This is a genomic window from Amycolatopsis sp. PSD-21, from assembly GCF_055561455.1.
Genome location: NZ_CM145712.1, coordinates 651,651 through 677,465, shown reverse-complemented (window position 1 = coordinate 677,465; position 25,815 = coordinate 651,651). Strand labels below are relative to the sequence as shown.

Annotated in this window: 19 protein-coding genes; 7 read left to right on the top strand and 12 right to left on the bottom strand. The window is 68.9% G+C overall.

Annotated features, from left to right (window positions below; all coding sequences use genetic code 11):
- The first annotated feature begins 22 nt into the window (after window positions 1–22).
- Genes ACZ1DY_RS03505 through ACZ1DY_RS03480 form a run of 6 tightly spaced genes read left to right on the top strand, consistent with a single transcriptional unit; the run spans window position 23 to window position 6,828 of the window.
- The gene (locus ACZ1DY_RS03505) at window positions 23–1,273 is read left to right on the top strand and encodes an MATE family efflux transporter (protein ID WP_257489797.1); all 1,251 of its coding nucleotides are present in this window, start codon (window positions 23–25) and stop codon (window positions 1,271–1,273) included.
- Complete coding sequence (locus ACZ1DY_RS03500) at window positions 1,270–2,211, top strand: glycosyltransferase family 2 protein (protein WP_465483598.1); 942 nt, start codon at window positions 1,270–1,272, stop codon at window positions 2,209–2,211. The genes ACZ1DY_RS03505 and ACZ1DY_RS03500 overlap by 4 nt, the downstream gene beginning before the upstream one ends.
- The gene (locus ACZ1DY_RS03495; RefSeq protein ID WP_465483597.1) at window positions 2,208–3,443 is read left to right on the top strand and encodes a polysaccharide pyruvyl transferase family protein; all 1,236 of its coding nucleotides are present in this window, start codon (window positions 2,208–2,210) and stop codon (window positions 3,441–3,443) included. Before ACZ1DY_RS03500 ends, ACZ1DY_RS03495 begins: the two co-directional genes overlap by 4 nt.
- A complete protein-coding gene (locus ACZ1DY_RS03490) occupies window positions 3,440–3,988 on the top strand; it encodes a dTDP-4-dehydrorhamnose 3,5-epimerase family protein (protein ID WP_257489318.1) in 549 nt (182 codons plus the stop codon). Before ACZ1DY_RS03495 ends, ACZ1DY_RS03490 begins: the two co-directional genes overlap by 4 nt.
- A gap of 4 nt (window positions 3,989–3,992) precedes the next feature.
- Window positions 3,993–5,303, top strand: coding sequence for a glutamate-1-semialdehyde 2,1-aminomutase (locus ACZ1DY_RS03485; protein ID WP_465483596.1), 1,311 nt, complete (start codon window positions 3,993–3,995; stop codon window positions 5,301–5,303).
- A gap of 55 nt (window positions 5,304–5,358) precedes the next feature.
- Window positions 5,359–6,828 carry a right-handed parallel beta-helix repeat-containing protein gene (locus ACZ1DY_RS03480; protein WP_126733281.1) on the top strand — a complete coding sequence of 490 codons (1,470 nt, stop codon included), beginning with the start codon at window positions 5,359–5,361 and terminating at the stop codon, window positions 6,826–6,828.
- Window positions 6,829–7,352: 524 nt separating this feature from the next.
- Here ACZ1DY_RS03480 and ACZ1DY_RS03475 read toward each other — a convergent pair.
- From ACZ1DY_RS03475 to ACZ1DY_RS03420, 12 genes are all read right to left on the bottom strand, one after another.
- Window positions 7,353–8,153 carry a class I SAM-dependent methyltransferase gene (locus ACZ1DY_RS03475; protein WP_465483595.1) on the bottom strand — a complete coding sequence of 267 codons (801 nt, stop codon included), beginning with the start codon at window positions 8,151–8,153 and terminating at the stop codon, window positions 7,353–7,355.
- Window positions 8,154–8,170: 17 nt separating this feature from the next.
- Window positions 8,171–8,803, bottom strand: a complete 633-nt coding sequence (locus ACZ1DY_RS03470) for a phosphatase PAP2 family protein (RefSeq protein WP_465483594.1) — start codon at window positions 8,801–8,803, stop codon at window positions 8,171–8,173.
- Window positions 8,800–9,993: a glycosyltransferase gene (locus tag ACZ1DY_RS03465; RefSeq protein ID WP_465483593.1), complete on the bottom strand. Its 1,194-nt coding sequence runs from the start codon at window positions 9,991–9,993 to the stop codon at window positions 8,800–8,802. The genes ACZ1DY_RS03470 and ACZ1DY_RS03465 overlap by 4 nt, the downstream gene beginning before the upstream one ends.
- Window positions 9,990–11,171, bottom strand: coding sequence for an O-antigen ligase family protein (locus tag ACZ1DY_RS03460; protein ID WP_457960637.1), 1,182 nt, complete (start codon window positions 11,169–11,171; stop codon window positions 9,990–9,992). Before ACZ1DY_RS03460 ends, ACZ1DY_RS03465 begins: the two co-directional genes overlap by 4 nt.
- A gap of 64 nt (window positions 11,172–11,235) precedes the next feature.
- Window positions 11,236–12,756 carry a right-handed parallel beta-helix repeat-containing protein gene (locus ACZ1DY_RS03455; protein ID WP_465483592.1) on the bottom strand — a complete coding sequence of 507 codons (1,521 nt, stop codon included), beginning with the start codon at window positions 12,754–12,756 and terminating at the stop codon, window positions 11,236–11,238.
- On the bottom strand, window positions 12,753–14,684 hold the full coding sequence (locus ACZ1DY_RS03450) for a heparinase II/III family protein (protein WP_465483591.1): 1,932 nt from the start codon (window positions 14,682–14,684) through the stop codon (window positions 12,753–12,755). Before ACZ1DY_RS03450 ends, ACZ1DY_RS03455 begins: the two co-directional genes overlap by 4 nt.
- Window positions 14,684–16,852, bottom strand: a complete 2,169-nt coding sequence (locus tag ACZ1DY_RS03445) for a bi-domain-containing oxidoreductase (protein WP_465483590.1) — start codon at window positions 16,850–16,852, stop codon at window positions 14,684–14,686. The genes ACZ1DY_RS03450 and ACZ1DY_RS03445 overlap by 1 nt, the downstream gene beginning before the upstream one ends.
- 85 nt (window positions 16,853–16,937) lie before the next feature.
- Window positions 16,938–18,839, bottom strand: a complete 1,902-nt coding sequence (gene asnB / locus ACZ1DY_RS03440) for an asparagine synthase (glutamine-hydrolyzing) (RefSeq protein ID WP_465483589.1) — start codon at window positions 18,837–18,839, stop codon at window positions 16,938–16,940.
- A 15-nt stretch (window positions 18,840–18,854) separates the two neighbouring features.
- Window positions 18,855–20,474 (bottom strand): Wzz/FepE/Etk N-terminal domain-containing protein, encoded by a 1,620-nt coding sequence (locus tag ACZ1DY_RS03435; RefSeq protein ID WP_465483588.1) that lies wholly within the window; start codon window positions 20,472–20,474, stop codon window positions 18,855–18,857.
- A complete protein-coding gene (locus ACZ1DY_RS03430; protein ID WP_465485815.1) occupies window positions 20,471–21,769 on the bottom strand; it encodes a YveK family protein in 1,299 nt (432 codons plus the stop codon). Before ACZ1DY_RS03430 ends, ACZ1DY_RS03435 begins: the two co-directional genes overlap by 4 nt.
- A gap of 138 nt (window positions 21,770–21,907) precedes the next feature.
- Complete coding sequence (locus ACZ1DY_RS03425; RefSeq protein WP_465483587.1) at window positions 21,908–23,095, bottom strand: glycosyltransferase family 4 protein; 1,188 nt, start codon at window positions 23,093–23,095, stop codon at window positions 21,908–21,910.
- Window positions 23,076–24,392, bottom strand: coding sequence for a nucleotide sugar dehydrogenase (locus tag ACZ1DY_RS03420; RefSeq protein WP_465483586.1), 1,317 nt, complete (start codon window positions 24,390–24,392; stop codon window positions 23,076–23,078). The genes ACZ1DY_RS03425 and ACZ1DY_RS03420 overlap by 20 nt, the downstream gene beginning before the upstream one ends.
- Before the next feature lie 352 nt (window positions 24,393–24,744).
- On the opposite strand from ACZ1DY_RS03420, the gene ACZ1DY_RS03415 reads away from it, so the two are divergent.
- Window positions 24,745–25,743, top strand: coding sequence for a hypothetical protein (locus ACZ1DY_RS03415; RefSeq protein WP_465485814.1), 999 nt, complete (start codon window positions 24,745–24,747; stop codon window positions 25,741–25,743).
- The last annotated feature ends 72 nt before the right edge of the window (window positions 25,744–25,815 follow it).

The window sequence follows — 25,815 nt, the reverse complement described above, 5'->3', positions numbered from 1 at the left end:
GGCCTCCGGGGCCGTACGCGCCATGGCGGGCAGGCTCAGCTGGGGCCTCGGCGACCAGGCGGTTTCGAGCTTGACCAACTTCGCGGTCGGGCTGTTCGTCGCGCGTTCGCTCGGGACTTTCGCCTTCGGCATGTTCAGTCTCGCGTGGGTGACCTACGGCGTGGTGCTCAACCTCTCGCGCGGGATGGCCACCGACCCGATGATGGTGCGCTTCTCCGCGGTGTCGGAGGACGCCTGGCGCCGGGCGGTGGCGAGGGCGGCGGGGACGGCGATCGGTGTCGGCCTGGCGACCGGTCTGATCAGCGTGATCGTCGGCTTCCTCGCCGTGCAGCCGCTGGGCGGGGTGTTCGTGGCGCTCGGCGCCGTGCTCCCCGGCCTGATGCTGCAGGACGCGTGGCGGTTCGCGCTGTTCGCCAAGGGCGACGGCAAGAAGGCCTTCGTCAACGACACGGTGTGGGGTGTCGCGCTGATCCCGGCGCTGGCCATCGCCTCGCATTTCGGCACCGTGGTCGCCTTCGTCCTGGCCTGGGGCTTGGCCGGCGCGGTCGCGGCGGTCTACGGGCTGTTCCAGACCGGCATCGTGCCGAGGATCTCCGCGATGACGGGCTGGGTGAAGGAGCAGCGCGACCTGAGCGTGCGCTACCTGATCGAGAACGTCAGCAACGCCGGCTCGTCGCAGCTGCGCGCGTACGGACTCGGGGCGATCGCGGGGATCACCGCGGTCGGTGCGGTCCGCGGCGCGGAACAGCTGCTCGGGCCGTTCCTCGCGCTGTTGATGGGGCTTTCGCTCACCACGGTGGCCGAAGGCGCCCGTGTCCTGCACCGCGCCCCGCACCGGCTGAAGCATTTCTGCGTGGTGCTCGGCGGCGGACAGGCGGGGGCGGCCCTGCTGTGGGGGCTCGGGTTGCTGATCCTGGTGCCGCACGACGTCGGCCGCTGGATCATGGGGTCGGTCTGGGACGCGGCCGAGCCGCTGATCCTGCCGGTCACTTTGTCGGTCACCGCTGCCGGCTTCACCGCGGGCGCGGCCGCCGGGTTGCGTGCCCTCGGCAACGCCAAACGCAGCCTCCGTGCCCAGCTGGTCGCTTCGGTGGGCTACGTGGTCTTCGGGATCATCGGCGCCTACATCGACGGCGCCGAAGGTGCCGCGTGGGGCTCGATGCTCTCGGTCTGGCTGGGCGCCGCGATGTGGTGGTACCAGCTCCGTGTCGCGTATCGCGAGTACCGGCCGGCCGCGCCACGCACCAACGACGAAGAGGTGGGAATGGTATGACCAGGATTCCGCGGCTCAGCATCGGTCTGCCCGTCTACAACGGCGAGGAGTACCTGTCCGAATCGCTCGACGCCCTGCTGGGCCAGAGCCACGAGGACTTCGAGCTGATCATTTCGGACAACGCTTCGACGGACGGCACCGAGGAGATCTGCCGGGACTACGAGCGCCGCGACGCCCGGATCCGGTACCTGCGGCTGCCGAAGAACGTCGGTGCGTCCCCGAACCACAACCGCGTCCTCGACGAGGCCCGCGGCGAGCTGTTCAAATGGGCGTCACATGACGACCTCTATGGCCGTGACCTGCTGAAACTGTGTATCGAGGCGCTCGACGAGCGGCCGGAGATGATCGTCGCGCACAGCTGGCAGGCCATCATCGACGACCACGGCGCGGTGACCCACAAACTCGACTACCCGCTGGCGACGGACTCGCCGCACGCGCCGACGCGGTTCCGCAGCCTGCTGTTCGAAACGGGCGGCGACGACTTCTACGGCGTGATGCGCACGAACGTGCTCCGCCGGGTCAAACCGCTCGACAGCTACCACCACGCCGACCGCACCTATGTCGCCGAACTGAGCCTCCACGGCCCGTTCCACCAGGTCCCCGAGGTGCAGTACTTCCGCCGCGACCACCCCGGCCGCGCCGAGCGGGCGAACCCGAGCATCCGGAAGCGCTGCTCGAACCTCGACCCGCGGCGCGCCGACCCGGTGCGGAACCCGATGCCGCGGCTGATCGGCGAGTACATCGGCGGCTTCATCGGCGGTATCCGCCGGGCGCCGCTCTCGTCGGCCGACCGGCGCGAGTGCTACCGGCACCTCGCGGCCTGGCTGGCCGACCGGTCCCGCGGCCGGAACGAAGACCGCGCCGAGGACGCCGAACCCGAAATCGACGGAATGAACATCGACGCCGTGGTCCCTGGACGGCAGAGGAGGACGTCGTGACCTCTCGCTCCGGAGCGAGAAAACGAAGACATCCCCGGGTCGGCTTCTTCGGGCTGCTGGGGGCGGGGAACATCGGCAATGACGGATCACTCGAAGTGGTACTCGAGTACGTACGGCGACGACATCCGGAGGCGGAACTCAGCTGCCTCTGCTCCGGACCGGAACTGGTCGAGGCACGCTACGGCGTCAAAGCGGAGTCATTGCTCTGGTACTACTCGCGCAACCGCGACACGACGGGGGTGCTCGCGGCCCTGCTGAAGGCCGTCGGCAAGGTCGCGGACACGCTCAAGATCCTCTCCTGGACCCGGCGGTGCGACGTGGTGATCGTCCCCGGCGCCGGCGTCCTCGAAACAACGCTTCCCTTGCGGCCCTGGGGTTTTCCGTACGCGATGGCACTACTGGGGGTGTCGGGCAGGCTGTGGGGGACCCGGGTCGCGCTGCTCAACGTCGGCTCGAACGTCATCCGCCAGCGGACCACGCGGCGGCTCTACCGGATCGCCGCCCGCTCCGCGCACTACCGCTCCTTCCGCGACGAGCTGTCCCGCGACGCCTGGCGCGAGATGGGCCTCGACACCACGAAGGACGACCTGTACCCGGACCTCGCGTTCGCCCTCCCGATCCCCGCCGGGCGGCCGTCGGACGTCGTCGGGGTCGGCGTCATGGAATTCCACGGGGGCAACGACGACCGGCGCCGCGGCGAGCAGATCCGTTCGTCCTATGTGGACGCTATGAAACGCTTCGTGCGCAGGCTGGTCGACGACGGGCGCGAGATCCGGCTGCTCACCGGCGACGAGATCGACGACCCCGTGGTCGAGGAGATCTTCGCCGATCTGCGCGAACACCGGCCCGGCCTCGACCCGAACCGGGTGACCGCGGCGAAACTGCCCACGCTCGGCGACCTCATCACCGAGATCGCCGCACTCGGCGCCGTCGTCGGGACCCGCTACCACAACGTGCTGTGCTCGCTGAAGCTCGCGAAGCCGACGATCTCGATCAGCTACTCGCAGAAGATGGACAGCATCATGGCGAACATGGGGCTGGCGGAGTACTGCCAGTCCGCGCGCGCGGTCGACGTCGACCTGCTCGTCCGGCAACTCGCCGAACTCGAGGCCAAACCGGAGGAATTCTGGCAGCGCCTGCGGGATCGGAGCGCCGCCAAGGGGAAGCTGTTGGAGAAGCAGTACGACGTCCTCGACAGGACGCTGTTCCGCGAGTCCGAGGAGATCCGATGAAGGTCGAAGCGGTTCCCGAAATCGAAGGCGCCTACCTCTTCACGCCGACACCGTTCGCCGACGAGCGCGGCTTCTTCAGCCGCACCTTCGACAGCGAGGTCGTCGCGTCGGTCGGCATCGACCCCGGCGGCTTCGCGCAGGACAGCCTTTCGCGGTCGCGCAAGGGAGTCGTGCGCGGGATGCATCTGCGCGGCGGACGCGGCGAGGCCAAGCTGGTCCGCTGCTCGGCCGGGGCCATCTTCGACGTCATCGTGGACCTGCGGCCGGACTCCCCCACCTTCCGCACCGTGAAAGGGTTCGAACTGTCCGGGGAGACCCAGGTCTCCCTGTACATCCCGGCGGGTTGCGCGCACGGGTTCCAGGCGCTCACCGACCCCGCCGACATCTCCTACCGCATCGACCGGCCGCACGATCCGGCCGAGGACATCGCGATCTCGTACGCCGATCCGGAGCTGGCCATCCCGTGGCCGCTCCCGGTCAGCGCGGTGTCCGAACGTGACGCTCACGCTCCCCCTCTAGCCGCCGCACTGACGACCACGAGGTGATTCCGTGAACCGCCCCTTGCCGCGCTCCGACCAGGCGAACGAACGACTGCACCGGGCGATCCCCGGTGGTGCGCACACCTATGCCAAGGGCCAGGACCAGTACCCCGACGACTACTCGCCCGTCATCGCGCGCGGCCTCGCCGGCCACGTGTGGGACGTCGACGGCAACGAATACATCGAATACGGTTCGGGGCTTCGCGCGGTCAGCCTCGGGCACGCGCACCCGCGGGTCCTGGAGGCCGTCCGCACCGAAATCGAGAAGGGCGGCAACTTCGTCCGGCCGTCCATCATCGAGGCCGAAGCCGCGGAACGGTTCCTCGCCGCCGTGCCGACCGCGGAGATGGTGAAATTCGCGAAGAACGGCTCGGACGCGACCACGGCCGCGATCCGGCTGGCGCGGGCGGCGACCGGGCGGACGCTCGTGGCGATCTGCCGCGATCACGCGTTCTTCTCCACCGACGACTGGTTCATCGGGACCACGCCGATGTCCGCCGGGATCCCGGGCGAGACGACGGAATTGACGGTCTCCTTCCCCTACGGCGATCTCGTGGCCACGGAAGAGCTGCTGCGGGAGCACGAGGTCGCCTGTCTCGTCCTCGAACCCGCGACCCAGACCGAGCCGCCTCCGGGGTATCTCGCCGGGCTGCGGGACCTGTGTGACCGGTATGGCTGTCTGCTGGTGTTCGACGAGATGATCACCGGGTTCCGCTGGTCTGACGCCGGGGCGCAGGGGCTGTACGGCGTCACCCCGGATCTCTCGGCGTTCGGCAAGGCACTGGGGAACGGGTTCGCGGTCTCGGCGCTGGCGGGCAAACGGGAGTACATGGAACTCGGCGGGCTGCGCGATCACCGCGAACGGGTCTTCCTGCTTTCGACCACACACGGCGCCGAGACGCATTCCCTCGCCGCGGCGATCGCCGTCTTCGACACCTACGCCGAAGAAGGGATCACCGCGCGGCTGCACGCGTTGGGCGACCGGCTCGCGGCCGGGGTCCGCGAGGTCGCCGCGAGCGCCGGGGTCGGCGACCACGTGCTCGTGCGCGGCAGGGCGAGCAACCTGGTCTTCGCCACGCTCGACGAACAGGGCGAGCCGTCGCAGCCGTACCGGACGCTGTTCCTGCGGGAACTGATCATCGGCGGGGTGATCGGGCCGTCGTTCGTGGTCAGTGCCGGGCTGACCGAAGCCGACATCGACAAGACGATCGACGTCGTCTCGCGGGCCTGCACCACGTACCGGAAGGCCCTCGAATTCCAGGACCCGGCGCAATGGACGGGTGGCCGTCCGGTGAAACCGGTTTTCCGCAAGTACGTCTGAGGACCACTCGTTCGTGTCCCTCCTCTGCAGTGCGCGGTGACTTACCTTGAATCGTATGAATTGGGCGAGAACGACGGCGTTCGCGCTGTCGGTGGTCCTGACGGCCGGCTCCTTCACCGCCGTGGCATCGGCGGCCGAGGCGCCGGCCGTCTGCGCGTCCGGACCGGCGAGTTTCCCGAAGCCGGAGAACGCCGTCGTCGTCGATCCGGGCGAACACCTGGCGATCGAGACCTCGGCGCATCCGCCGGGGACGACGTTCTGGCTCAGCACCGGGACGCACACCCTCGCCGACGACGTGTACAGCCAGGTGATCCCGAAGGACGGCAACGTCTACATCGGCGCGCCCGGCGCGGTGCTGGACGGTCGCGGCATCAACCGGACGGCGTTCACCCAGCACGCCAAGGACGTCGTGATCCGCGGGCTGACGATCCGCCGCTTCGCCGCGCCGCAGGACCAGGGCGTGGTGAACCACGATTCCGGCGAGCACTGGGTGATCGAGGGCAACGTCATCGAGGACAACCGCGGTGCCGCGATGATGGCCGGGCCGCGGCAGGAGGTGCTCGGGAACTGCCTGCGGAACAACGGGCAGTACGGGATCAACGCCTACCGCGCGGGCGGCGGCATCACCGGGCTCGTGGTGGAGGGCAACGAGATCGCCGGGAACAACACCGAAGACTGGGAGAAGAAACAGCCCGGCTGCGGCTGCAGCGGCGGGGCGAAGTTCTGGGCCGTGGACGGGGCGGACATCCGGGGGAACTGGGTGCACCACAACCACGGCGCCGGGCTCTGGGCGGACACGAACAACAACGACTTCATCGTCGAAGACAACCTGATCGAGGACAACGACGCCGAGGGACTGTTCTACGAGATCAGCTACAACCTCATCATCCGCAGCAACATGTTCCGCCGCAACGCCCTGAAACTGGGCCGCGATTTCGCCGCGCGGGGGAACAACTTCCCGATCTCCGCGGTGTATCTGAGCGAATCCGGCGGCGAGCCGCGGATCTGGGCGCGGACCGACATGATCGAGATCGCGGAGAACGAGTTCGTGGACAACTGGGGCGGCCTGACGCTGTGGGAGAACGCCGACCGGTTCTGCAACAGCCCCTCGAACACCTCGACCGGGACCTGCACCCGGGTGGTCGCCTCGCCGTCGGACTGCGCGCCCGAGACGATCGCGGAGCCACCGGCGTACGACGACTGCCGGTGGAAGACTCAGCGGGTCAACGTGCACGACAACGTCTTCCGCAGCGCTCCCGACTGCACGGGGCTGTGCGGGCGCATGGCGGTGCTGTCGAATTACGGTACTTATCCGTCGTGGTCGCCGTACCGGGGGAACGTCGTGTCCGAGGCGGTGACGTTCCATCAGGACAACGAGTGGTTCTCGAACACCTACGTCGGGCATTGGTCGTTCGTGGCGCATGACGCGTCGCGGTCGCTGGACGTGGCCGCTTGGCGGGCGGCTCCATACGGGCAGGACCCATGCAGCACCTTCGACGGTGCCGGCGGCTGCCCGGCCCGGTGACTCGCGCGACTCGCGTGATCAAGCGCCGCACTCACGTGATCAGAGACGTAACTCGCGTGCTTGAAGGCGTAACTCGCGTGCTTGGAGGCGTAACTCGCGTGCTTGGAGGCGCAACTCGCGTGCTTGGAGGCGCAACTCGCGTGCTTGGAGGCGCAACTCGCGTGATTGGACGGACGACGCGTGTGATCCGATGGACGACACGCGTGTCCAGACTGCCGACTCGTGGTGGCCCGGGCCGTGTGCACGTGTCGTCCGTCTGATCACGCGTGTCGTCCATCTGATCACGTGAGTTACGCCTCGGATCACGTGAGTTACGGGCCTGATCACGCGAGTTACGTCCTCAATCACGCGAGTTACGTCCTCAATCACGCGAGTTGCGTTTTCGGTCACGCAGTTAGTCGGCTGAACGCGGTCCTAGGCGGTGTCGCGAAAGCCACTTTCGGGACATCAGACGTCGCGAAAGTGGCTTTCGCGACGCCGGGCCCGGCACCAAAGCGACGCAGTTAGTCGGCTGAACGCGGAAGTCAGGGCTTCGTCAGGAAGAAGTAGGCGTAGCGCTCGTCCAGTTCGTTCTTCGGCACCAGCTGGATCGCCTGGGGCGTGAAGCCGCACCGCTCCGCCAGCTGCCAGAAGGCGTCGACGCGATAGGTCGTCATCGCCGCCAGCCCCGAGCGGTACGAGCGGCGGCGCGGCCGGGTCCGCCACGTGCCGGGGTCGTACTTGACCTGGATCAGCGCGAGCCCGCCGGGGACGAGCAGTTCCCGCGCGATGCGGAGCAGGCGTTCACCGTATTCCGGCGTCGGGATCAGCTCGAAAACGTAGAAACTCACGTAGACGTCGCAGGGTTCCTTCACCATCGAGAGCGCGGCTTCCGGATTCGCGACGTCGATGTCGACGGCCTGGAAGGAGGTGTCGCAGACGTTCGCGACCTGCTTCTCGCATTCGGCGAGTGTCTCGGCGGAGATGTCGACGCCGATGAATTCCTGGGCACGCGGGGCGAAGTGGATGGCGTTCGCGCCACCACCGCAGCCCCATTCGACGACGCGGTTCCACGGCCGGTCGAAGCCCGCCAACCGGGCGCCGCCCTCGAACATGTCGAGGTGCCGCTTGCCGATTTCCGACCAGAGATCGTTGCCGTCGAAGGTGTCGGACTCGCGCCAGTGCGAATTGTCCTTCCATCTCTTCTCGTCCGGCGAGTTCCAATAACCCTGTGCGTCGGCCGAGATGGCGGATTCGGACTGTTTGGCGCCGACCGTCGCCAGCGCGCGCTGGCCGAGGTCTTCCACCCGTGCGGCGATCTTCTTGGCGGTATCGATGAGGGGCATGGGAACCGTTCCTTTCGCTATGCGGTGTTCGAGGACCGGGTCGCCCCTTCGTCGATGAGCAGCGCGGTCGCCGGAACCACCGCGAGCGCCACACCGAGGCCGCCCAGCGTGTCAGTCGGGTAGTGCGCGCCCATCGTTACCTGCGCCCAGCCCATCGCGGCCCCGGCGACGACGACCGCGACAACCAGCACCACCGACGCCGGGAAGCGCCGGAGCCCGCCGAGCACGCCCAGCGCGGCGGTGAAGGTCAACGCGGCGGCGAAACCGGTGTGCCCGCTGGGATACGCGAGGAATTCGCCGTGGATGTACCGGCCGGTGAGCGGTTTCAGCCCGCTCGTCAGGCCGACGGTGACCAACGCGGCCACCACTCCGGTGACGGCGGTGCGCGGCCGCCGCGAAAACCAGCACCAGCCGAGGAACACGACCATGGTGACGATGGCGCCGACCGGTTCACCGACGAAGTCGATCACCGTCGCGATCGTCCACCAGGGGTCGCCGGACCAGGCGAGCGCGTGCACGAGCGTCGCGTCCAAGCCGGTCGGCGCGGAGGTGCCGGCGTAGACCAGGCCCAGCACCAGCGCGCCGAGCCCGCCTGCCACGGCCAGGACGAACGCGGCCGGGCGGAGCACCGGCGGCAGGGCCGGTTTCACTCCGCGGCCACCCGCCCGATCGCGTCCCGATAGCCGCCGATCAGCCGCTCCAGCCCCACTTCCGGGGTGAATTCCTGTTCGTAGACCAGCCGCGCCGCCTTGCCGAATTCGAGGTTCCGGCCGGGATCGCCGACGACCTCCCGCAGCCGCCGCGCCAGCGACTCGGCGTCCCCGGGTTCGTGCAGCAGCCCGGTCACGCCGTCCTCGACCAGTTCGCGGAACGCGCCGTGCGCGGCCGCGACGGTCGGGACCCCGGCGGCCATCGCCTCGACGACCACCAGCCCGAACGTCTCCAGCCATTCCGACGGCGCCACGGCCACCGCCGCGCGAGTGACCAGCTCGGCGCATTCCGCCTTGCTCCGCAGTCCTTCGTAGCGGACGTCGTCGCGGCCTTCCGCCCAGCGCGCGACCTCGTCCTGCATCGGGCCGGTGCCCGCGATCACCAGCGGCAGACCGAGCCCGCCGGTCGCGGCGATCCGGTCCCAGGCCGCCATGAGCAGCCCGATCCCCTTCTCCGCGGTGATCCGCCCGAGGAACAGCACGTGCTCGCCGGTGCCGGAACGCCGGATGCCGGGATCGGCGACGAAGTTGTACTTCACCGCCAGCCGTTCGGCGGGCATCCCGGCGGCGACCAGCACCTCGCGCTGCGCCTTCGAGATGCAGAAGAACCGGGACACCCCGGACCACCAGCGACGCCGGTTGAGCACCAGGCTCGCCGCCATCGGCACGGTCGCGAGCGCCGACCCGCGATAGCAACCGTGCCGCACCGCGGGCACCGGTGTCCGGCCGACGCAGTCCGTGCACACGTGCCCGTCGCGGTAAAGCGTGCCGGGCGGGCAGATCAGGGTGTAGTTGTGCACGGTCGCGACGACGGGCACACGCGCGTCCGCGCACGCCGCCAGCACCGACGGCGACAGCAGCGGGAACGTGTTGTGGACGTGGACGACGTCCGGCCGGTCTTCGGCCAGCCGCCGGGCGAGGCCGGCGCGCACCGCCCGGTTCCACGGCACCTGGAGCGGGACGACGGCCTTGCGCGGCAACGACATCGCGGAGATGTCGTCACTGCGCCGTTCGAACAGGCCGACGTCGTGCCCGGCGGCCGCGAGCAGCGCGACCTCCTGGTCGACGACGTTGTTCTCCCCGCTCGGCTGCTCGGACCGGTAGCGGTTGTGGACCACGAGGACCTTCACGCAGGCTCCTTGGCCGGGACGAAATTCTTCTCGGTGGCAGGCACCCTCACCAGCAGCGACGCCGCCAGCGCCAGATGCAGCAGGTACGGCGACGCGTCACCGAGTCCCGCCTCGGTGTAGGACGCCGAAACGCAGTAGGTGATCAGGAAGATCGCGCACGCCCTGGCCAGCGACGGCGGCCGCAGCGCGGCGACCACGATCAGCACCAGCATGAAGGCCGCGACGATCGCGATCCCGACGTAGCCCTGTTCGTGGTAGACCGCGAGCCAGCTGTTGTCGATGGGCAGGCCGATGTAGGACTTGTTCGTCAGCCCGACGCCGAACACGTACTCGCCGATGGTGCGCGGATCGGACAGCAGCGCGTCCCACACCTTCGCGCGGCCGGTGAGGCTGGAGAAGTTCTCCGAGCTCTGGCCGCGCAGGAACCAGGCCTGCAGCAGCGAACCGAGGACGACGGCGGACACCGCGCCGATCAGCGCGACACCGGCGAACACCTTCCTGGCCCGCGCGCTCGACATCCAGAGGGACAGCAGCGCGATCAGCACGCCGGCGACCAGGCCGAGCGTCGCGGTGCGGGTGTGGGTCAGCAGCAGGATGCCGATCGAGGGGACGATGACGATCAGCGCGTTCAGCCGGTCGAGTTCACCGCCGAGCCACAACAGCAGCGTGAGCCCGATGACCACCGCCGAGTACTGCCCGACCTGCGGTGGCGTCAGCGGCCAGATGGTGCCGGTCAGCCGTCCGCCGTACTCCTCCGCCAGCGCGATCCCCGGTGACGCGGCCAGCCCGATGACGACCGTCAGCAGCACCACCGAGTACGTCCGGATGTGGTGCCGCACGAGCCGGATCCCGCCGTCCCACCACCGGGTCAGCAGCCACAGCGTGCTGACGAACACGCCGAACCGGAAGCAGCGGAACAGGGCGCCGTACCCGACTTCGAGGTTCAGGCTCGCCAGCAGGCTGAGCACCACCAGGATGCTGAGCAGCAGCAGGTACGCGCTCGGCCGGATCCGGAGCCGGGCGTTCAACGCGAGCGCGATGCAGAACGCCAGCACGAGCGAACCCATGGTGACCAGCTGGATCACCGAACGCGGGATCGGGATGACCGTCGTCGCGCCGGTGGAGCCCAGCGTGTTCAGGATCAGCAGCGCCCATACGAACGCGACCGCCTTCGGCATGTCCGGCGACTGCGAAGGGCGTTCTCCCCGGGGTAGATGCGGGAAACGGGTTCTCTGCCGCATGTCAGCCTCCCCCTTGACGGCTGTAGGCCGATCCGGCGTCCTGGTTGTACGGGCCGCCTTGCCATTCTCCGATGCTCAGGTTCCGGCTCGGTTCGAAGGCGACGAAGTTCCACGGGCCGACGTAGGTGTTGTCGTGCCATTTGTTGCCCTGGGCGAAGGTGATCGCGTGCTGCACGACCTCGCCCTGGTACGGCGACCAGTCCGGATACGTGCCGAAGTTCGCGAGCACGGCCATCCGCGCGCAGGTGTTCTCGCAGCCCGCGACGGCCGGGTCGAGGACGAACCGGTTGTGGTGGATCTCGACGCGCTGAGTCTTCCAGCGGCAGTCGTCGAAGAGCGGGCCGGACGCGATCGACGGCCGGGCGCAGGTCTGGTGGTCCGGCACCAGCCGCGTGCACGCGCCGGACGAGGTGTTGGCGGGGCTGTTGCAGAACCGGTCCGAGTTCTCCCAGAGCGTGATGCCGTTCCAGTTGTTCTCGAGGACGTTCCCGGCGATCTCGACCTTGTCCGTGCGCGCCTTCACCCTCGGCTCGCCGCCGGATTCGGAGACGTAGATGGCCGCCACCGGGAAGCTGTCGCCGCGGTCGATGTAGGACTTGCCGTCCACGCCGTTGTTGCGGCGGAGGGTGTTGCCGCGGATGACGGCGTTGTAGCTGGTCTCGTACATGATCCCGGTGCTGTCGTTGCCCTCGACGACGTTGCCCTCGATCAGGAAGTCGTTGTTGTTCGTGTCGGCCCACAACCCGACGCCGCGGTTGGCGTGCACCCAGTTGCCGCGGACGTCGGCGCCGTCGACGGACCAGAACTTCACGCCGCCGGTGCAGCCGCAGCCTTCGACCTTCTTCTCCCAGTCGCCGGTGTTGTTCCCGGTGATTTCGTTGCCTTCGACGACGAGCCCGGTGATCCCGTTCTTCCCCTCGTAGGCGTTGATCCCGTACTGCCCGTTGTTCCGCAGGCAGTTCCCCCGCACCTGCTGCCGCGCGCCCGCCATCAGGCCCGCGCCTTCGTTGTCCTGCACCGTGTTGTGCTCGATGATCCAGCCGGGGGCCGAGTCGTGGTTGACCACGCCCTCGTCGCGCGGGGCCAGGAAGCCCCGCACCGTGAGGTACTGGATCTTGACGTCGGCGGCGCTGCCGGAGAAGGCGTACTGGTTGATCTTCCGGCCGTCGAGAACGGCGTCCGGCGCGCCGAGGTAGACGTTCCCGGCCTTCGGCTGGACCTGGTCGAAGCGGTCGTCGCCGAGCCGATGGGTGCCGGATGCCAGCCAGAACGTCGTCCCCGGGCCGTTCGCCCTGGTCTTCGCCACGAGATCGCCCGCGACGGCCGGATCGACCGTCACCGCTCCCGCCGGTGCCGCCGCCGGACCCGGCGGCAGTTTGCCGCACACCTGGGCCACGCCGCCGGACGGCGCTCGCCCGGGGTCGGGCGGTGCGCCCGCCTCGTCGGCGGGGCCCGAGGTGCAGGCGGCCAAGGCCGCCGCGGCCAGCAGGATCGGCAGGAAGCGGTGCGGTCGAACCGTCACAACGGAGGCCCCTCGGCGTCGAAGGTGAGCACGGTGGTCATCTCGGTCGAGGCGGTCCCGGCGCCGATCAGCGTCCACGCGGGCTCGCGACGGCCGAACCCGGCCGAGTACCAGCCGAGCGGCGGGGTGGTCTCGCCGCGGTGCGCGGACCACCTGAGCTGCGACGGTAGTTCCATCGAAGCGCTCCGTTCCCGGCCATCGGCCGTCCAGGACAACTTCGCCGTCGCTCCGGTGAGGATCACCTCGACGGCCGGGCCGAAGTGGAACGCGAGACGGCACGGCCGGATCCCACCGCGGACCTCGTCGAGAATCCGCAGCTCAGCGCCGTCGAGTTCCACCGAACGCCGGTGGATCGACGGCGTGTAGCCGTCGTGTTCCGCGCTCCAGCGTGACGGCGTGCCCGCCGCGAGCACGGTGGTGACGGCGTGTTTCGTCCACAGGAACGGGCCGCCGGAGACGGACTGATCGGCGCCGGCGAGTTCGAGCGTGTTGTGCCCGGCCGTGGACCGGAAGTACGACCGCCACTCCGGTTCGCCGTGGTAGCAGTAGGTCCCGGGGTCGGCGAGGATGTCGACGCCGTCGTGCCGGACCTCCACCGAGAGCGCGTCCGCGTGCGCGTGGGCGGCGATGGACAGGAAGCCGTGCGGCCCGCCGTCGCAACGGCACCAGACGTCGCCGTCCCGCAGGATGGTCATCCCGGCGTCGGCGAAGTCGTCTCGCCGCCGCGCCGGGCGCCGCGTGTCGACCCGGATGTCCTTGCCCAGCGCGGAGAAGAGCTGAGTTCGGACGTCACCGCCCGGCGTCTCCGGCCACCAGTCCAACCGTCCGAAAAGGACGGATCCGGTGTCGAGCAGCGACGCCCAGCGGCTCGTCTCGTCACCATCGACGATCAGCCCGAAGCCGTCGTCCGCGTCGCCCTGCCTCGGCGGGCGCAGCTTATTGTCCACAATGGACGCGAGCGTGTCGGTCATCCGGAGCAGCACGAGCCAGGTCGACTCGGGCACCGCGACCCCGGCGGCCTTCGCCTCCAGCGCCCCGGCGAGTCCCAGCTCCAGCACGAGCCCGTGGTACTCGGTGGCGAGTTCCCGGTTGAGCCCGGAGTCGAAGGTGTTGTGCCGCAGCATTTTGTCGAGCGACGCCATCGACGCTACCCGCCATTGCGCGGATTCCGGGAACCAGGCGAACGCGCAGGCCGCGGCGAGCTGCCCCGCGTCCTCGGCGATCACGTGGTTGTTCGCCGACGAACCCCGGCTCGGGAACGCCGCCAGCCAGCGCTGGTGGTGCCAGATCTGGCCGAGCGCCACGGGATTGTCCTCGAACAGCGACGGAGTCCGCTCCCAGCCGTCGAGCAGGCGCCGGACCCACACCCACGACAGCAGCCGGATGCCGAGCTCGATCCCGCTCACCCAGTGCACCCCGCGCATCGGCGGGTTGGCCGCCCACCACGACTTCAGGTGCGCGGCCACGCGTTCGGCGTACCGGTCCTCGCCGGTCAGGGCGTACGCGGCGGCCAGCACGGTGAGGTGCTGGTGCCGGGACGGCTCCCAGATCTGCTTGATGTCGCCGACGGCGTCCTCGCTCCGGTACGGGATGTCGAAGGAGTACACGTCGGACGGCGCGCGGCGGCCGGTCTTCGGGTCGTACGACCAGTCCGGGGCGACGAGGTCGTCCCGCTCGACGCCGAAGTACTCGGCGCGCCCGTCCATCAGCCGGTCGGCGGCCACGAGCAGATCCTTCACGGCTTCGCCCGAAACGGCGGCGAGGACGTCTTCACCGGGCACCGTCACGAACCGGCGAACCGGCAGCCAGGACGGCTTCTCCCCCGCGACCCCGCGCCACTGACGTTTGCGCACGACGTCGGTGACCCGGCCGGCGATCTCGGCGGGCCCCATCCGCGACAGTCTTCGCAGGTACCAGGACGGATCCATCAGCCGAGTCCGATCCGGACCGGCATCCCGGTCTCCAGGCTGCGGTTCACCGCGAGGGTGGCCAGCGTCGTCGAAACGAGCGACTCGACCGAGACCGGCATCGCGACACCGGTGCTCAGCGCGTCGACGAACGCTTCGAGTTCGGCTTCCTGCCCCTTGTCCCGGCCCTTCGGGATACGCGAGCTGGCCCACTTCTTGCGGCCGAACACCGACGCGCGCGCGAAGTCGTCGAACTTCAGCACCTTGCCGTCGGCGGTGAGATCGATCGTTTCCTTGGGGAACGCCGACGAACCGCTGGTGGTGTACGCGATCGACGCCGTCGAGCCGTCCGGGTAGCGCAGCAGGATCTGGAGGTCCTGGTGCCCGGGCGTCGCGGTCGCGTACACGGAAACCGGGTCGGAGCCCAGCAGCCAGCTGACCGTGTCGATGAAGTGGCCGCCCTCGCCCGCGAACCGCGAACCCTCGCTGTCGGCCTGGTTGTACCAGCTGTTCGCGTCGAGCTGACCGGCGTTGACCAGGTACCGCACGGACGCCGGGCCGATCCGCGGGCCGAAGTTGCGCATCGCCTCGTTCAGCAGCGGGGCGAACCGGCGGTTGAAGCCGACCTGCAGCCGGTCGTTGCCGGATTCCTCGATCGCGCCGAGCACGATCTCCAGTTCCTTCTCCGACAGCGCGAGCGGCTTCTCGACGAAGACGGCCTTGCCCGCGAGCAGCGCGCGCCTGGTCAGCTCGGCGTGCGAGCTGTGCCTGGTCACGATGAACACGGCGTGGATCGACTCGTCTTCGAGCATCGCGTCGACGTCGGTGGAGGCGCGGGCGAAGCCGAACTTGCGCTTGGCGTTCGCGCCCGAGAGCGCGGACGTGGTGACGACCTCGAAAAGGTCCATGTACTCCATCTGCACGAGATGCGGGAGGAGCATCGAGGACGCGTAGTTGCCGGCGCCGATGAAGCCGACCCGCAGGGTGTCGATCTTCGGCACCGCGCGGCTCGTGACGGGCTTGGGCAGCGAAACCGAGGTGACGGGCTCGGTGGTGGTGGGGGTGCGCTTCTCGTACTCGAACAGCACCGCGACGGCCTTGAGCTCGCCCTCGTCGAGCTTCCGGTACGTCTCGACGGCGTCGGAGAAGGCGGAGACGTGCGAGATCAGCGGCTCGACGTCGAGACGGCCGCTGCCCATCAGGTCGACGACGCATTCCAGGTTGCGTCGTTCGGTCCAGCGGACCTGGCCGATCGGGTAGTCGCGGCCTTCGAGTTCGTACTCCGGGTCGTAGCGGCCGGGGCCGTACGAACGGGAGAACCGGACGTCGAGTTCCTTTTCGTAGTAGGCGTTCCACGGCAGGTTCAGCGAGCACTTGCCGATGTCGATCACGCGGCCGCGGTCGCGGGCCAGCTTCGCGGCCAGCTCCACCGGCTCGTTCGTACTGCCGCCCGCGGCGAGGTACACCTGGTCGACGCCGTGCCCGGAGCTGATCTCCGCGACCGCGGTGTCGACAACGCCGGACCCGGGATCTCCGCATTTCAGGGCCCCGAGCCGTTCAGCGAGCTCGCAGCGCGCCGGGTCCGGGTCGACGCCGACCACGCGGACCCCGGAGGCGACCAGCAGCTGCACGACCAGCTGACCGATCAGGCCGAGCCCGATGACCAGCGCGATGTCGCCGATCTGCGGTTCGCCCTGGCGGACACCCTGCATCGCGATCGAACCGACCGTGCCGAACGCGGCGTGCCGGGGATCGACCCCGCCGGGCACCTTGGTGTAGAGGTTCTTGGGCACCCAGTTCAGTTCCGCGTGCAGCGCGTGCTCGTTCCCCGCGCACGCCACGTAGTCCCCGACGGCGACGTCGTCGATCCCCGCGCCGACCTCCTCGACGACGCCGCACAGCGAGTACCCCAGCGGCGTGTACGAGTCGAGTTTGTTCATCGCCTTGCGGTACGTGGCGCCGAGGCCGTTCGTCGCGACGCTCTGCATCACCTTCGCGACCTGATCCGGCCGGGCCTTCGCCTTGCCCACCAGCGAAAGGCTCGCCTCGGACACCTTCATCATCTCGGTGCCGGTGGAGATCAGCGAATAGGCGGTGCGGACCAGCACACCCCCCGGTTTGCACGCGGGCACTTCGACGTCGAGGAGCGCCAGCTCCCCGCTCTTGTAGTTCTGCACTACCTGCTTCACGTCGCTCCTCAGCGATCAGGGTGGCGGTCGAGTGTGGGTCCGGTTGGTCGTGAGTGGCGATTCGGGTTCTAACCCGAATCGCCACTCACGACCCGCTGGACCGAGCTGTGACGGCGCCCCGGTACCAGTACTCGAGGGTCAAGATGTGCCAGAGGTGCTTGGACCGGTCCTGCTGCCCGGACGCGTCTTCGTCCACGAGCTTCCGCAGGGCCTCCCGCCGGAGGAACCCGGCCTTCACCAGTTCACCTTCGTTCGTCACCTCGCGCACCAGCGGCGCGAGGTCGCGGCTCATCCAGGCCCGCAGCGGCGCGCTGAACAGGCCCTTCGGCCGGTGCACGATCTCGGCGGGAAGAATGGACAACGCCGCTTCCTTCAGCGCCATCTTCCCTTGGCGCTTCACGATCTTCCAGTCACCGGGGATCCGGAACGCGGCCTTCACGACCTCGACGTCGACGAACGGCGTCCGCACCTCGGTGGAGGCCGCCATACTGGACCGGTCGGTGTAGGCGAGGTTGAGCCCCGGCAGGAAGAGCCGGGAATCGGCCAGGCACATGCGGTTCACGAAGTCCGACAACGTGTTGTCGTGGTAGGTGTCCGCGTGCTCGGTGATCACGTCGTCCACCGCGCCGGCGAGGTCCGGGTTCAGCAGACCGGCGAGCTCGGCCTGGTCGTACATCGTGTAGCTGCGCCGGAACGCGGTCTCCTCCGGCAGCTCCGCGAACGAGAGGAACCGCTTGGCGAACCGGACCGACCGGAAGCCGCGTTTCGACGTCGCCACCGGCAATCTGTCCACAAGGGACTCCACCGGACGCCGGACGAGACCCGGAACCCTTTGGTACTGAACGGCGATCTTGTTCGCCAGATGCTTGCGATACCCGGCGAACAGCTCGTCGGCGCCCATACCCGAGAGCATCACCTTGACGCCCGCCTCGCGGGCGGCGGTGCAGATCAGGTAGCTGTTGATCGCCGCCGGGTCACCGATCGGCTCGTCGAGGTGGTACGTCATCCGCGGCAGCAGATCCAGCACCTGGGGCGCGATCTCGATCTCGTGCAGGTCGACACCGAACTTCGCGGCGACCTTCTTCGCGTACATCAGGTCGTCGGGCATCGCCTCGAACTTCGCGTCCTCGGCGCGGAAACCGATGGTGTACGCGGAGATCCCCGGCCGCTCGCGCGCGGCGATCGCGGTCAGGTAGCTGGAGTCGAGCCCGCCGGAGAGGAACGTCGCGACCGGCACGTCCGCGATCAGGTGCTTGCGCGTGGAGTCTTCGATGACGGCGTTGAGGTCGAAGTCGCCCTCGTAGGCCGCACCTTCTTCGGCGACCTGGCGCAGCGACCAGAAGGTGCCGCGGTCGACGTCGCCGTTCGGCCGGAACCGCGCCCAGCTGCCCGGCGGCAGCTTCTCGGCCTCCTTGAACGCGCAGCGGCTGTCCGGGACCCAGTAGTAGAGCAGGGACGCGACGAGCGCGGTGTCGTCGACGGTCAGCGAGCCGCCCAGCTCGGAGGCCAGAGCCTTCAGCTCGGACGCGAAGACGACGCCCTTGCCGCGGCGTACCAGGAAGAGCGGCTTGATGCCCAGCTGGTCGCGGACCAGCACCAGCTCGCCGGAACGCTCGTCGAAAACGCCGAACGCGAACATGCCGCGCAGCCGGTGCAAGCCATCGGTGCCCCAGGCGCGCCAGGCTTCCAGCAGGACCTCGGTGTCGGACGTGCCCCGGAAGCGCACACCGGTGGCTTCGAGTTCCTTCCGCAGCTCCGGCGCGTTGTACAGCTCGCCGTTGTAGGTGAGCGCGAGCCCGTCTTTGACCATCGGCTGCGCGCCGGTCTCGGTCAGATCGACGATCGACAGCCTCCGGTGTCCTAAGTGGACTTCCCCGTGGTCGTATCGGCCGGAACCGTCCGGGCCCCGGTGGGCGAGGGTCTTGGTGAGCCGATCCCGTAGCGGTCCCCCGTCCGGCCAGTGGTAGGCCCCTGCGATACCGCACATCTGCTTTCGCTCCCCTTACAAGGCTTCGGCGTTGTCCTGCGTGACCGGTGCGAATCGGGTGGTCGGCTGGTCGGCGGCGTTCTCCTCGGCCCGCTTGTACGGCGTCGGCGTGCGGCGCGGGGCGGTCTCGGGTGGCGCCACCGCGAGCCGCCGCACGGTGGGCTCGTCGTCCGGGAACATCTCGACCGGCGTCGGCTGCGGACGGCGCGCGGGCTCGGGCGTCCGCGCGGGCGCGACGGCCCGGCCGCGCAGCGCGGTGTGCAGGCCGTCCCACAGGGTGCCGTCGGTGTGGTCGCGCGGATCCGGGTCGACCAGCACCACCCCGATGATCGGGATCCGCCGTTCGGCCAGCTGACGCGCGACGGTGTGCAGCCATTCGGTGTTCGCCTGCCCGGCACGCACGACGAGGATCGCTTCCGCGCCGAGGTGTTCGAGATCCGTCCACGCGGTCCCGGGCTCGATCGAACCGACGCCGATGCGGCGTTCACCGGGAACCTTGGGCTCGTCGCGATCCAGGACGCGGATCTTGCCGCCGGCGGCCAGCGCGCGAAGACCGGCCTTCGGCAGTTCGTCGACCAGCGCGACCGGGCCCTGCTCCGCGAGCTCGTTCGCGATGTCGGCGGCCAGCGCGGCCGTCGTGGCGCGCGCCCCGAGGTCGAGCAGCGACACCGTCCCGTCGTCCTCGCGGATCGCGCGGATCAGCGTCGTCGCGACCCGTTTGCGTTGCTCCAGCGCACGGCCCTTCCGGAACCAGCGCGGCGGTTTCGGCAGCTGCGCGATCACCGACGCGCCGAGATGGCGGGAGATCTCGCGGCGCAGCACCGGCCGGTCCTTCACCACGCTGCCGATGGCGGCCAGCACGAGACCCGCCAGCAGGCCGAGCACGAGGCCGATCCCGGCGGCGGTGCCTGCGGATTTCAGCAGCGACTTCGGCAGGATCCGCGGCGCGTCCACGATCTGCGTCCCCGCGCCGACCTTCGGCGTGCCGATGCCCGCCTCCTGCGCGCGGCCGTCGTAGTCGGAGATCTTGGACGTCAGCTCCGCGCGGCGGGAGTACAGCCGCTCCAGCTGGGCCGGGTTGGGGTTCCGCTTCGCCTCTTCGGCGACGATGTCGTTCTGGATACCGGCGAGCTCGGTCTGCGCCTGATTGCGCTGATCGAGCAAGGCCTTCTGCTCGGCCGCCGCGCCGGCCTGGTTGCGCGCGACGTACTCGGCGATGAAGGCGTCGGAGAGCGCCTGCGCGCGGGCGACCGCATCGGCGTTGTCCTTGCCTTTGACCGTCACCTGGAGGACGTTGTTCGTCACGCCGAGCCCGGTGTAGTCCTTGAGGAACTCTTCGGGCGGCTGCGTGCTGTTCAGCTTCTTGAGCGCGTCTCCGGCGATCTTCGTCGTCTGTAGCACGGCGACGTCGGTCTCCATCAGGGTGCCGCTGTCACTGGGCGAATCGTCCGCGTGGACGACCAGGATCTTCGCCACGGCCGTGGGCGGCGACGGCAGGAACGTCGCCACGAGCCCACCGGCGATGAGCCCGGCGAGGGCGGTGGCCAGCCACAGGCGACGACGCCGCCGGACCGAGACCACGAGCCGCTGGAGATCGATGAGCGGCTCGGACTTCTCTTTTTCGGCGGTCGTCACGGTGTACCTGCCAGTGCTTCTCGAGCTTTCCCAGCCTGCTTCCCGGGCTTCGGGGGCCGAGTCGGCCGCACGGGACGGATCAGAGCCGCCCCCACCACGGCCAGCCCCGCGTCGGCGCACGCCTCGGCGACACCGACCAGTTCCCACGCGGTCCGCGTGCCCAGACCGAGCACGACGAGCACACCTTCGGCGGCCTGGTCCGCCACGACCGGCCGTCCCGGTGCCACCGTGACGACGGTGAACCGGCGGCCGGCGAGTTCGGCGATCCTGGCGGCCGCGGTCCGCGCGGCGTGATCGCCGTCGGCCACCAGCACCAGCAGCCGCCGCTGCGGAAGCCGGGACACGAGGCGGCGATAGTGGACGTCGCCGTCGATCTCTTCGGGGGTGACGTCGATCCGCCGGATGTTCCACGGCCGGTCGTCGCCGAGCAGCTTCGCCCGCAGGCTCCGCTCCGCTTCGGGATCGGCCTCGTCGGCGATGTCGGGAATGTCGACAGTGGCCAGCACCGGGCCGCCGAGCGCCGCGCCGATCTCCTCTTCGTCCCGCAACCGCCGGTCGGTGCGGGCGGCGAACAGGTGACCGAGCAGGCCGAACACGAAGAACAGCGCCGCGCCGCCGAGGGCGAGCTGCGGCAACGTCGGCGCCGCCGCCGAAGTCGGCCGCTGGGCCGCGCCCATGACGACCATGCTGCCGAGGCCGCCGCTCGTGGTGTCGGTGGCGTTGAGGGTCGACATCGCCTGCTCGATCGACGACCGCAGCGCGGCCAGCTCGGTGCGCAGCTGGACGGTCTCCACCGAGGTCGTCCCGTCGGAGACCTTCTCGGTCAGTTCGGTGATCCGCTGGTTCGTCTGCGCGACCTGCTGACGCAGGGTCTCGCGGCGTTCCTGCGCCACCTTGACCGCGGCGTCGCCGGTGCTGGCGAGGACCTGCGTCGAGTACTTCACGAATTCCTGGGCGACCTGATCCGCGACCTGCTGCGCGTGCTCGGCGGAGTCGTCGGTCGCGGCGATGGTGATGACGTTGCCCTGCGCGACCGTGGTGCTCACCCGGTCGCGCAGGTCGGCGCCGCTGCCGCGGCCGAGGACGGCGGCGGCCCGGTCGAGCACCACCGAACTGGTCGCCACCTCGGCTTGGGTGAGCAGTTCGTCCGCCTCACGCGGGCCCTGCAGCAGCACGTTGGACGTCGTCCGGTAACCGGGAGAAAGGATCAACGACGATCCCGCGCCGACCAGGGCGCCGAGGAGGGCCAGGACCACCAGGGTCCGCCACCTCCCGCGCAAGACCTGCCCGATCATGGACAGGCGCACCGTGTCGTCAGTCAAAGCCGGGATCTCCGTCCGGTGCGTGGGGGTGTGCATGAATCCCGTCGGACCGGCCACCGCGTTGGTTACAGGGTTGCCCGACTCTTGTTCGAAACGCGACCGGGGAATCGATCAACGAACCGCGGCCGCATAGGCCGCGAGCAGGGCTTTCTGGGAGTTCTCCCACGAGAGGGGACCGGCGACGCGCGCCCGTCCCAGCTCACCCATGGCGGCCCGCTGGTCCGGCGAATCGAGCAGATGCGCGATCAGCTTCGCGAACTCCGGCTCGTCGTTCGCCGGGGCGTAAAGGGCGGCCTCCCCGGCCGAAACCCTGGCCTCCCGCAGCTCGAAGGAGACGATCGGGCGGCTCATCGCCATGTACTCCATGATCTTGTTCATGGTCGACACGTCGTTGAGCGGGTTCAACGGATCCGGCGAAAGACAGACGTCGGCCGCGGACAGATAGCGCAGCAGGTCTTCGTCGGAGATCCGGCCGGTGAACTCGACCTGGTCGTCGAGCTTCAGTTCCTTGGACAACGCCACCATGGCGTCGAAAGCGTCGCCGGAACCGATGAACACGGCGTGCCAATCGGTGCGGCCGACGGCGTCACGCAGCGACGCGAGCGCGCGCAACGCGTAGTCGACGCCGTCCTGCGGGCCCATCACGCCGAGGTACGCCAGCAGATGCGGCTTGCCCTTCTTCAGCTCGGGCTCGACCGGGACCTGATGGAACCGCTCGACCACCGGCGCGCTGCGCACGACGAAGACGTCGTCCGGCGACTTGCCACCGCGCTTCACGGCGACGTCCTTGTAGCTCTCGTTGGTCGCGATGACGACGTCGGCCGTCTTGTACGTGCGGCGCTCCAGCGCGCGGACCGCGCGGTACAGGAAGTCCTCGCCGCGGTCGAAACGCGAGAGGTACAGCTCGGGGCAGAGGTCGTGCTGGTCGAAGATGAACTTCGCGCCCTGGCGCTTGAGGTACAGCGCGACCAGGAACAGCAGGTCCGGCGGGTTGCAGGCGTGCACGACGTCCACGCGGCCGACCTTGCGGGCGAGCCGCAGCGTGTGCCACAGCGCGGAGCCGTACTCCTGGACGTACCCGGCCGGGCCACCGGTGGCGGCCTTCAGCGGGTACCGCAGGATGTGGACGCCGTCGATGGTGACTTCGGCTTCGGTGTCCCGTTTCGTCCCTTGTGGACAGATGACGTGGACTTCCCAGCCTGCGTCGCGAAGTGTCTGGCATTCCTGCCAGACGCGGCGATCGAAGGGGACGGACAGGTTCTCGACGAGGATGAGAGCTTTACCAGGCAAGACCGACATATCCCTCTTCAGCCCGGCGACGGTCGGCGTCGGGTACGCGGACGAGATCGATGATGGTGTGGCCGCCGCCCGCCGGGAGGGCCGCGAGGACCTCCGGATCGGTGCAGCCGACGAGGCAGACCTCGGCGTGGTCGACGACCTCGCCGATGGAGCCGGCGAGCAGCTGCCCGAGATGCGGCAGCCTGCCCTCGATGTACTCGCGGTTCGCGCCCATCAGCCGCGAAAGGCTGACGTTGGCGTCGTAGATGCGGAGGTCGTAACCCTTGCCGAGCAGGCGCTCGGCGAGTTCGACGAGCGGGCTCTCCCGCAGGTCGTCGGTGCCGGGTTTGAACGACAGGCCGAACAGGCCGACCTTGCGTTTGCCAGTACGCGCGACCAGGTCGAAGGCGCGCTGGAGGTGTTCGTCGTTGGAGGGCAGCACGTGCGACAGGATCGGGACGGCGACGTCCGCGCGGTGCGCGGCGTAGACCAGGCCGCGCAGATCCTTGGGGAGGCACGAGCCGCCGAAAGCGAACCCGGGGCGGAGGTAGGCGGGGCTGATGTTGAGCTTGCGGTCGGCGAGGAAGACGTCGATCACCTGATGCGAGTCGAGCCCCAGCGCGCGGCAGATGGCGCCGAGCTCGTTCGCGAAGCCGATCTTGAGGCCGTGGAAGGAATTGTCGGCGTACTTCGTCATCTCGGCGACCGGGATCGGGACGCGGAAGACCTCGCCGGGAAGGCCTTCGTAGAGTGCCGCGACGACGTCACCGCTGGCCGCGTCGAGCTCGCCGATGACGGTCTTGGGCGGGTCGAAGAAGTCCTTGACGCTGCTGCCCTCGCGCAGGAACTCGGGGTTCACCGCGACGCCGAAGTCGACGCCCGCGGTGCGGCCGGACGACTTCTCGAGGATGGGGACGAGCAGATCCAGGCAGGTGCCCGGGAGCATGGTGCTGCGGAAGACGACGGTGTGACGTTCGGTCTTGTCCTTGAGCGCCTCGCCGATCTCCTCGGCGACGCGCTCCAGGAACGCCGTCGACAGGCTGCCGTTCGGCGCCGACGGGGTACCGACGCAGATCAGGGAGACTTCGCTGTCCGCGATCGCCTGTCTTACGTCGGTCGTGGCTCTCAGCTTGCCCGCGGCGACGACCTCCGCGGTCAGCTCGCCGATCCGCTCTTCGACCACCGGCGCCTTGCCGCTGGAGACGAGTTCGATCTTCACCGGGTTCACGTCGACCCCGACGACATCGTGCCCGCGGCCGGCGAGGCACGCCGCCGACACGCAACCGACGTAACCGAGCCCGAAGACGCTGATCTTCATGACGAATTCCTCCAGCCGCGTTCCGCTGCCCGTTGGTCGGCGGGACGGCCGGGTTCGTTACCGCTGCCCTGAAGTCGCCTGCTTTTGGCGGAATGCCTGTGCGGCAAGGGAATTACTCATCGTCCGAGGAGCGCGAAACGCTACAAGGGTCGCGTAACGATCTCGTGAGTCTTGAGGGCGGGGGTGAGGCCTGGGTCACCGTGGTCGTGAGTGGCGATTCGGGTTAGAACCCGAATCGCCACTCACGACCACGGTGACCCAGTTATCCACAGCCACCGCTCCTCTTCGCCCGCTTATCCACAGATCCGCTTCAGGCCCTCCACAGATGCGGTTCATCGTTGATGGTCGAGAGGTGCCTCTTCACAAACGTTGGTCTGAGGAATCGATCCCGGTCGAACAACGCCCGAGCTGGCCGGTCCTTCTAGAGGAGCAACATGGAATCGTCGACACGCGTCAGCTTCGTGCCTATGGCCACACCGTGGCCGATATCGAAGCCAATCTCGAGGCCGGCCGCTGGCAACGAGTACTACCGCGCGTTTATGCGATGTTCACCGGGGCCTTGTCCAGGACGGCCAAGATCCACGCCGCGTTGAAGTACGGCGGCGGCCATGCGGTGTTGAGTCACCGCACTGCCGCCGAGGAGTGGAGGCTGGTACCTGTTGTCGAAGGTCCGGTCGAGATCACGGTGCCGTACACGTTTTCGGCTGTCTCGTGCCCACCCTTGGTGATCGTGCACCGGTCGCGCGCCTTTCCGCATATCGCGGCAGGCACGGTGCCGCCCCGGACACGTCTGACGGACACGATCGTCGATCTGGCCACCTCGCAGAGAACCCCGAAACTGGCCACCAACACGGTGATCGATCTGGCCAGTCGAAGCCGAGTCTCCTTGCGGGAAATGGAGGAGTGCGTATTTCTCCGGCCTCCGTTCCGCTACCGTCCCGCAATCCGGCACGGCCTCGCGCTGCTCGGCGGAGGACTGATGTCAGCACTGGAAGTGGAATACAAGGAAGCGGTCGAAGACGCGCACGGTCTCCCGCAAGGCAACCGCCAGACACCTTTCGAGGTGAAGGGCAAAGTCCTCTGGGAGGACGTGACCTACGACCCGCACGGAGCCGCGGTAACGGTCAGGCTCGACGGCCGTGCCACCCATGCGATGGCGGATGTCGCCTTCCGCGATCGCATGCGGGACAACGCGGCGGAACTCGCGGATCGAGCGCGACTCGTCTACGGCTGGCACGACGTGCGAACGTCACCGTGCGAAGTTGCCGAGGAGGTCCGCATGGTCCTGGTTCGAGAGGGCTGGGATCCGACCGGCAGCCGCGCCCCGACGTGCCGGCGGTGCGGGAAGTGAGAAGAGGGCGGCGGTGAGCGCTGGGTCAGGTTGGTCGTGAGTGGCGATTCGGGTTAGAACCCGAATCGCCAC

What these genes read in the sequence shown, in the direction of transcription:
- ACZ1DY_RS03505 (WP_257489797.1), top strand. Translation starts at nt 23, where the DNA reads ATGGCGGGCAGGCTCAGCTGGGGCCTCGGCGACCAGGCGGTTTCGAGC.
- ACZ1DY_RS03500 (WP_465483598.1), top strand. Translation starts at nt 1,270, where the DNA reads ATGACCAGGATTCCGCGGCTCAGCATCGGTCTGCCCGTCTACAACGGC.
- ACZ1DY_RS03490 (WP_257489318.1), top strand. Translation starts at nt 3,440, where the DNA reads ATGAAGGTCGAAGCGGTTCCCGAAATCGAAGGCGCCTACCTCTTCACG.
- ACZ1DY_RS03480 (WP_126733281.1), top strand. Translation starts at nt 5,359, where the DNA reads ATGAATTGGGCGAGAACGACGGCGTTCGCGCTGTCGGTGGTCCTGACG.
- ACZ1DY_RS03475 (WP_465483595.1), bottom strand. Translation starts at nt 8,153, where the DNA reads ATGCCCCTCATCGATACCGCCAAGAAGATCGCCGCACGGGTGGAAGAC.
- ACZ1DY_RS03460 (WP_457960637.1), bottom strand. Translation starts at nt 11,171, where the DNA reads ATGCCGAAGGCGGTCGCGTTCGTATGGGCGCTGCTGATCCTGAACACG.
- ACZ1DY_RS03450 (WP_465483591.1), bottom strand. Translation starts at nt 14,684, where the DNA reads ATGGATCCGTCCTGGTACCTGCGAAGACTGTCGCGGATGGGGCCCGCC.
- asnB (WP_465483589.1), bottom strand. Translation starts at nt 18,839, where the DNA reads ATGTGCGGTATCGCAGGGGCCTACCACTGGCCGGACGGGGGACCGCTA.
- ACZ1DY_RS03430 (WP_465485815.1), bottom strand. Translation starts at nt 21,769, where the DNA reads ATGATCGGGCAGGTCTTGCGCGGGAGGTGGCGGACCCTGGTGGTCCTG.
- ACZ1DY_RS03425 (WP_465483587.1), bottom strand. Translation starts at nt 23,095, where the DNA reads ATGTCGGTCTTGCCTGGTAAAGCTCTCATCCTCGTCGAGAACCTGTCC.
- ACZ1DY_RS03420 (WP_465483586.1), bottom strand. Translation starts at nt 24,392, where the DNA reads ATGAAGATCAGCGTCTTCGGGCTCGGTTACGTCGGTTGCGTGTCGGCG.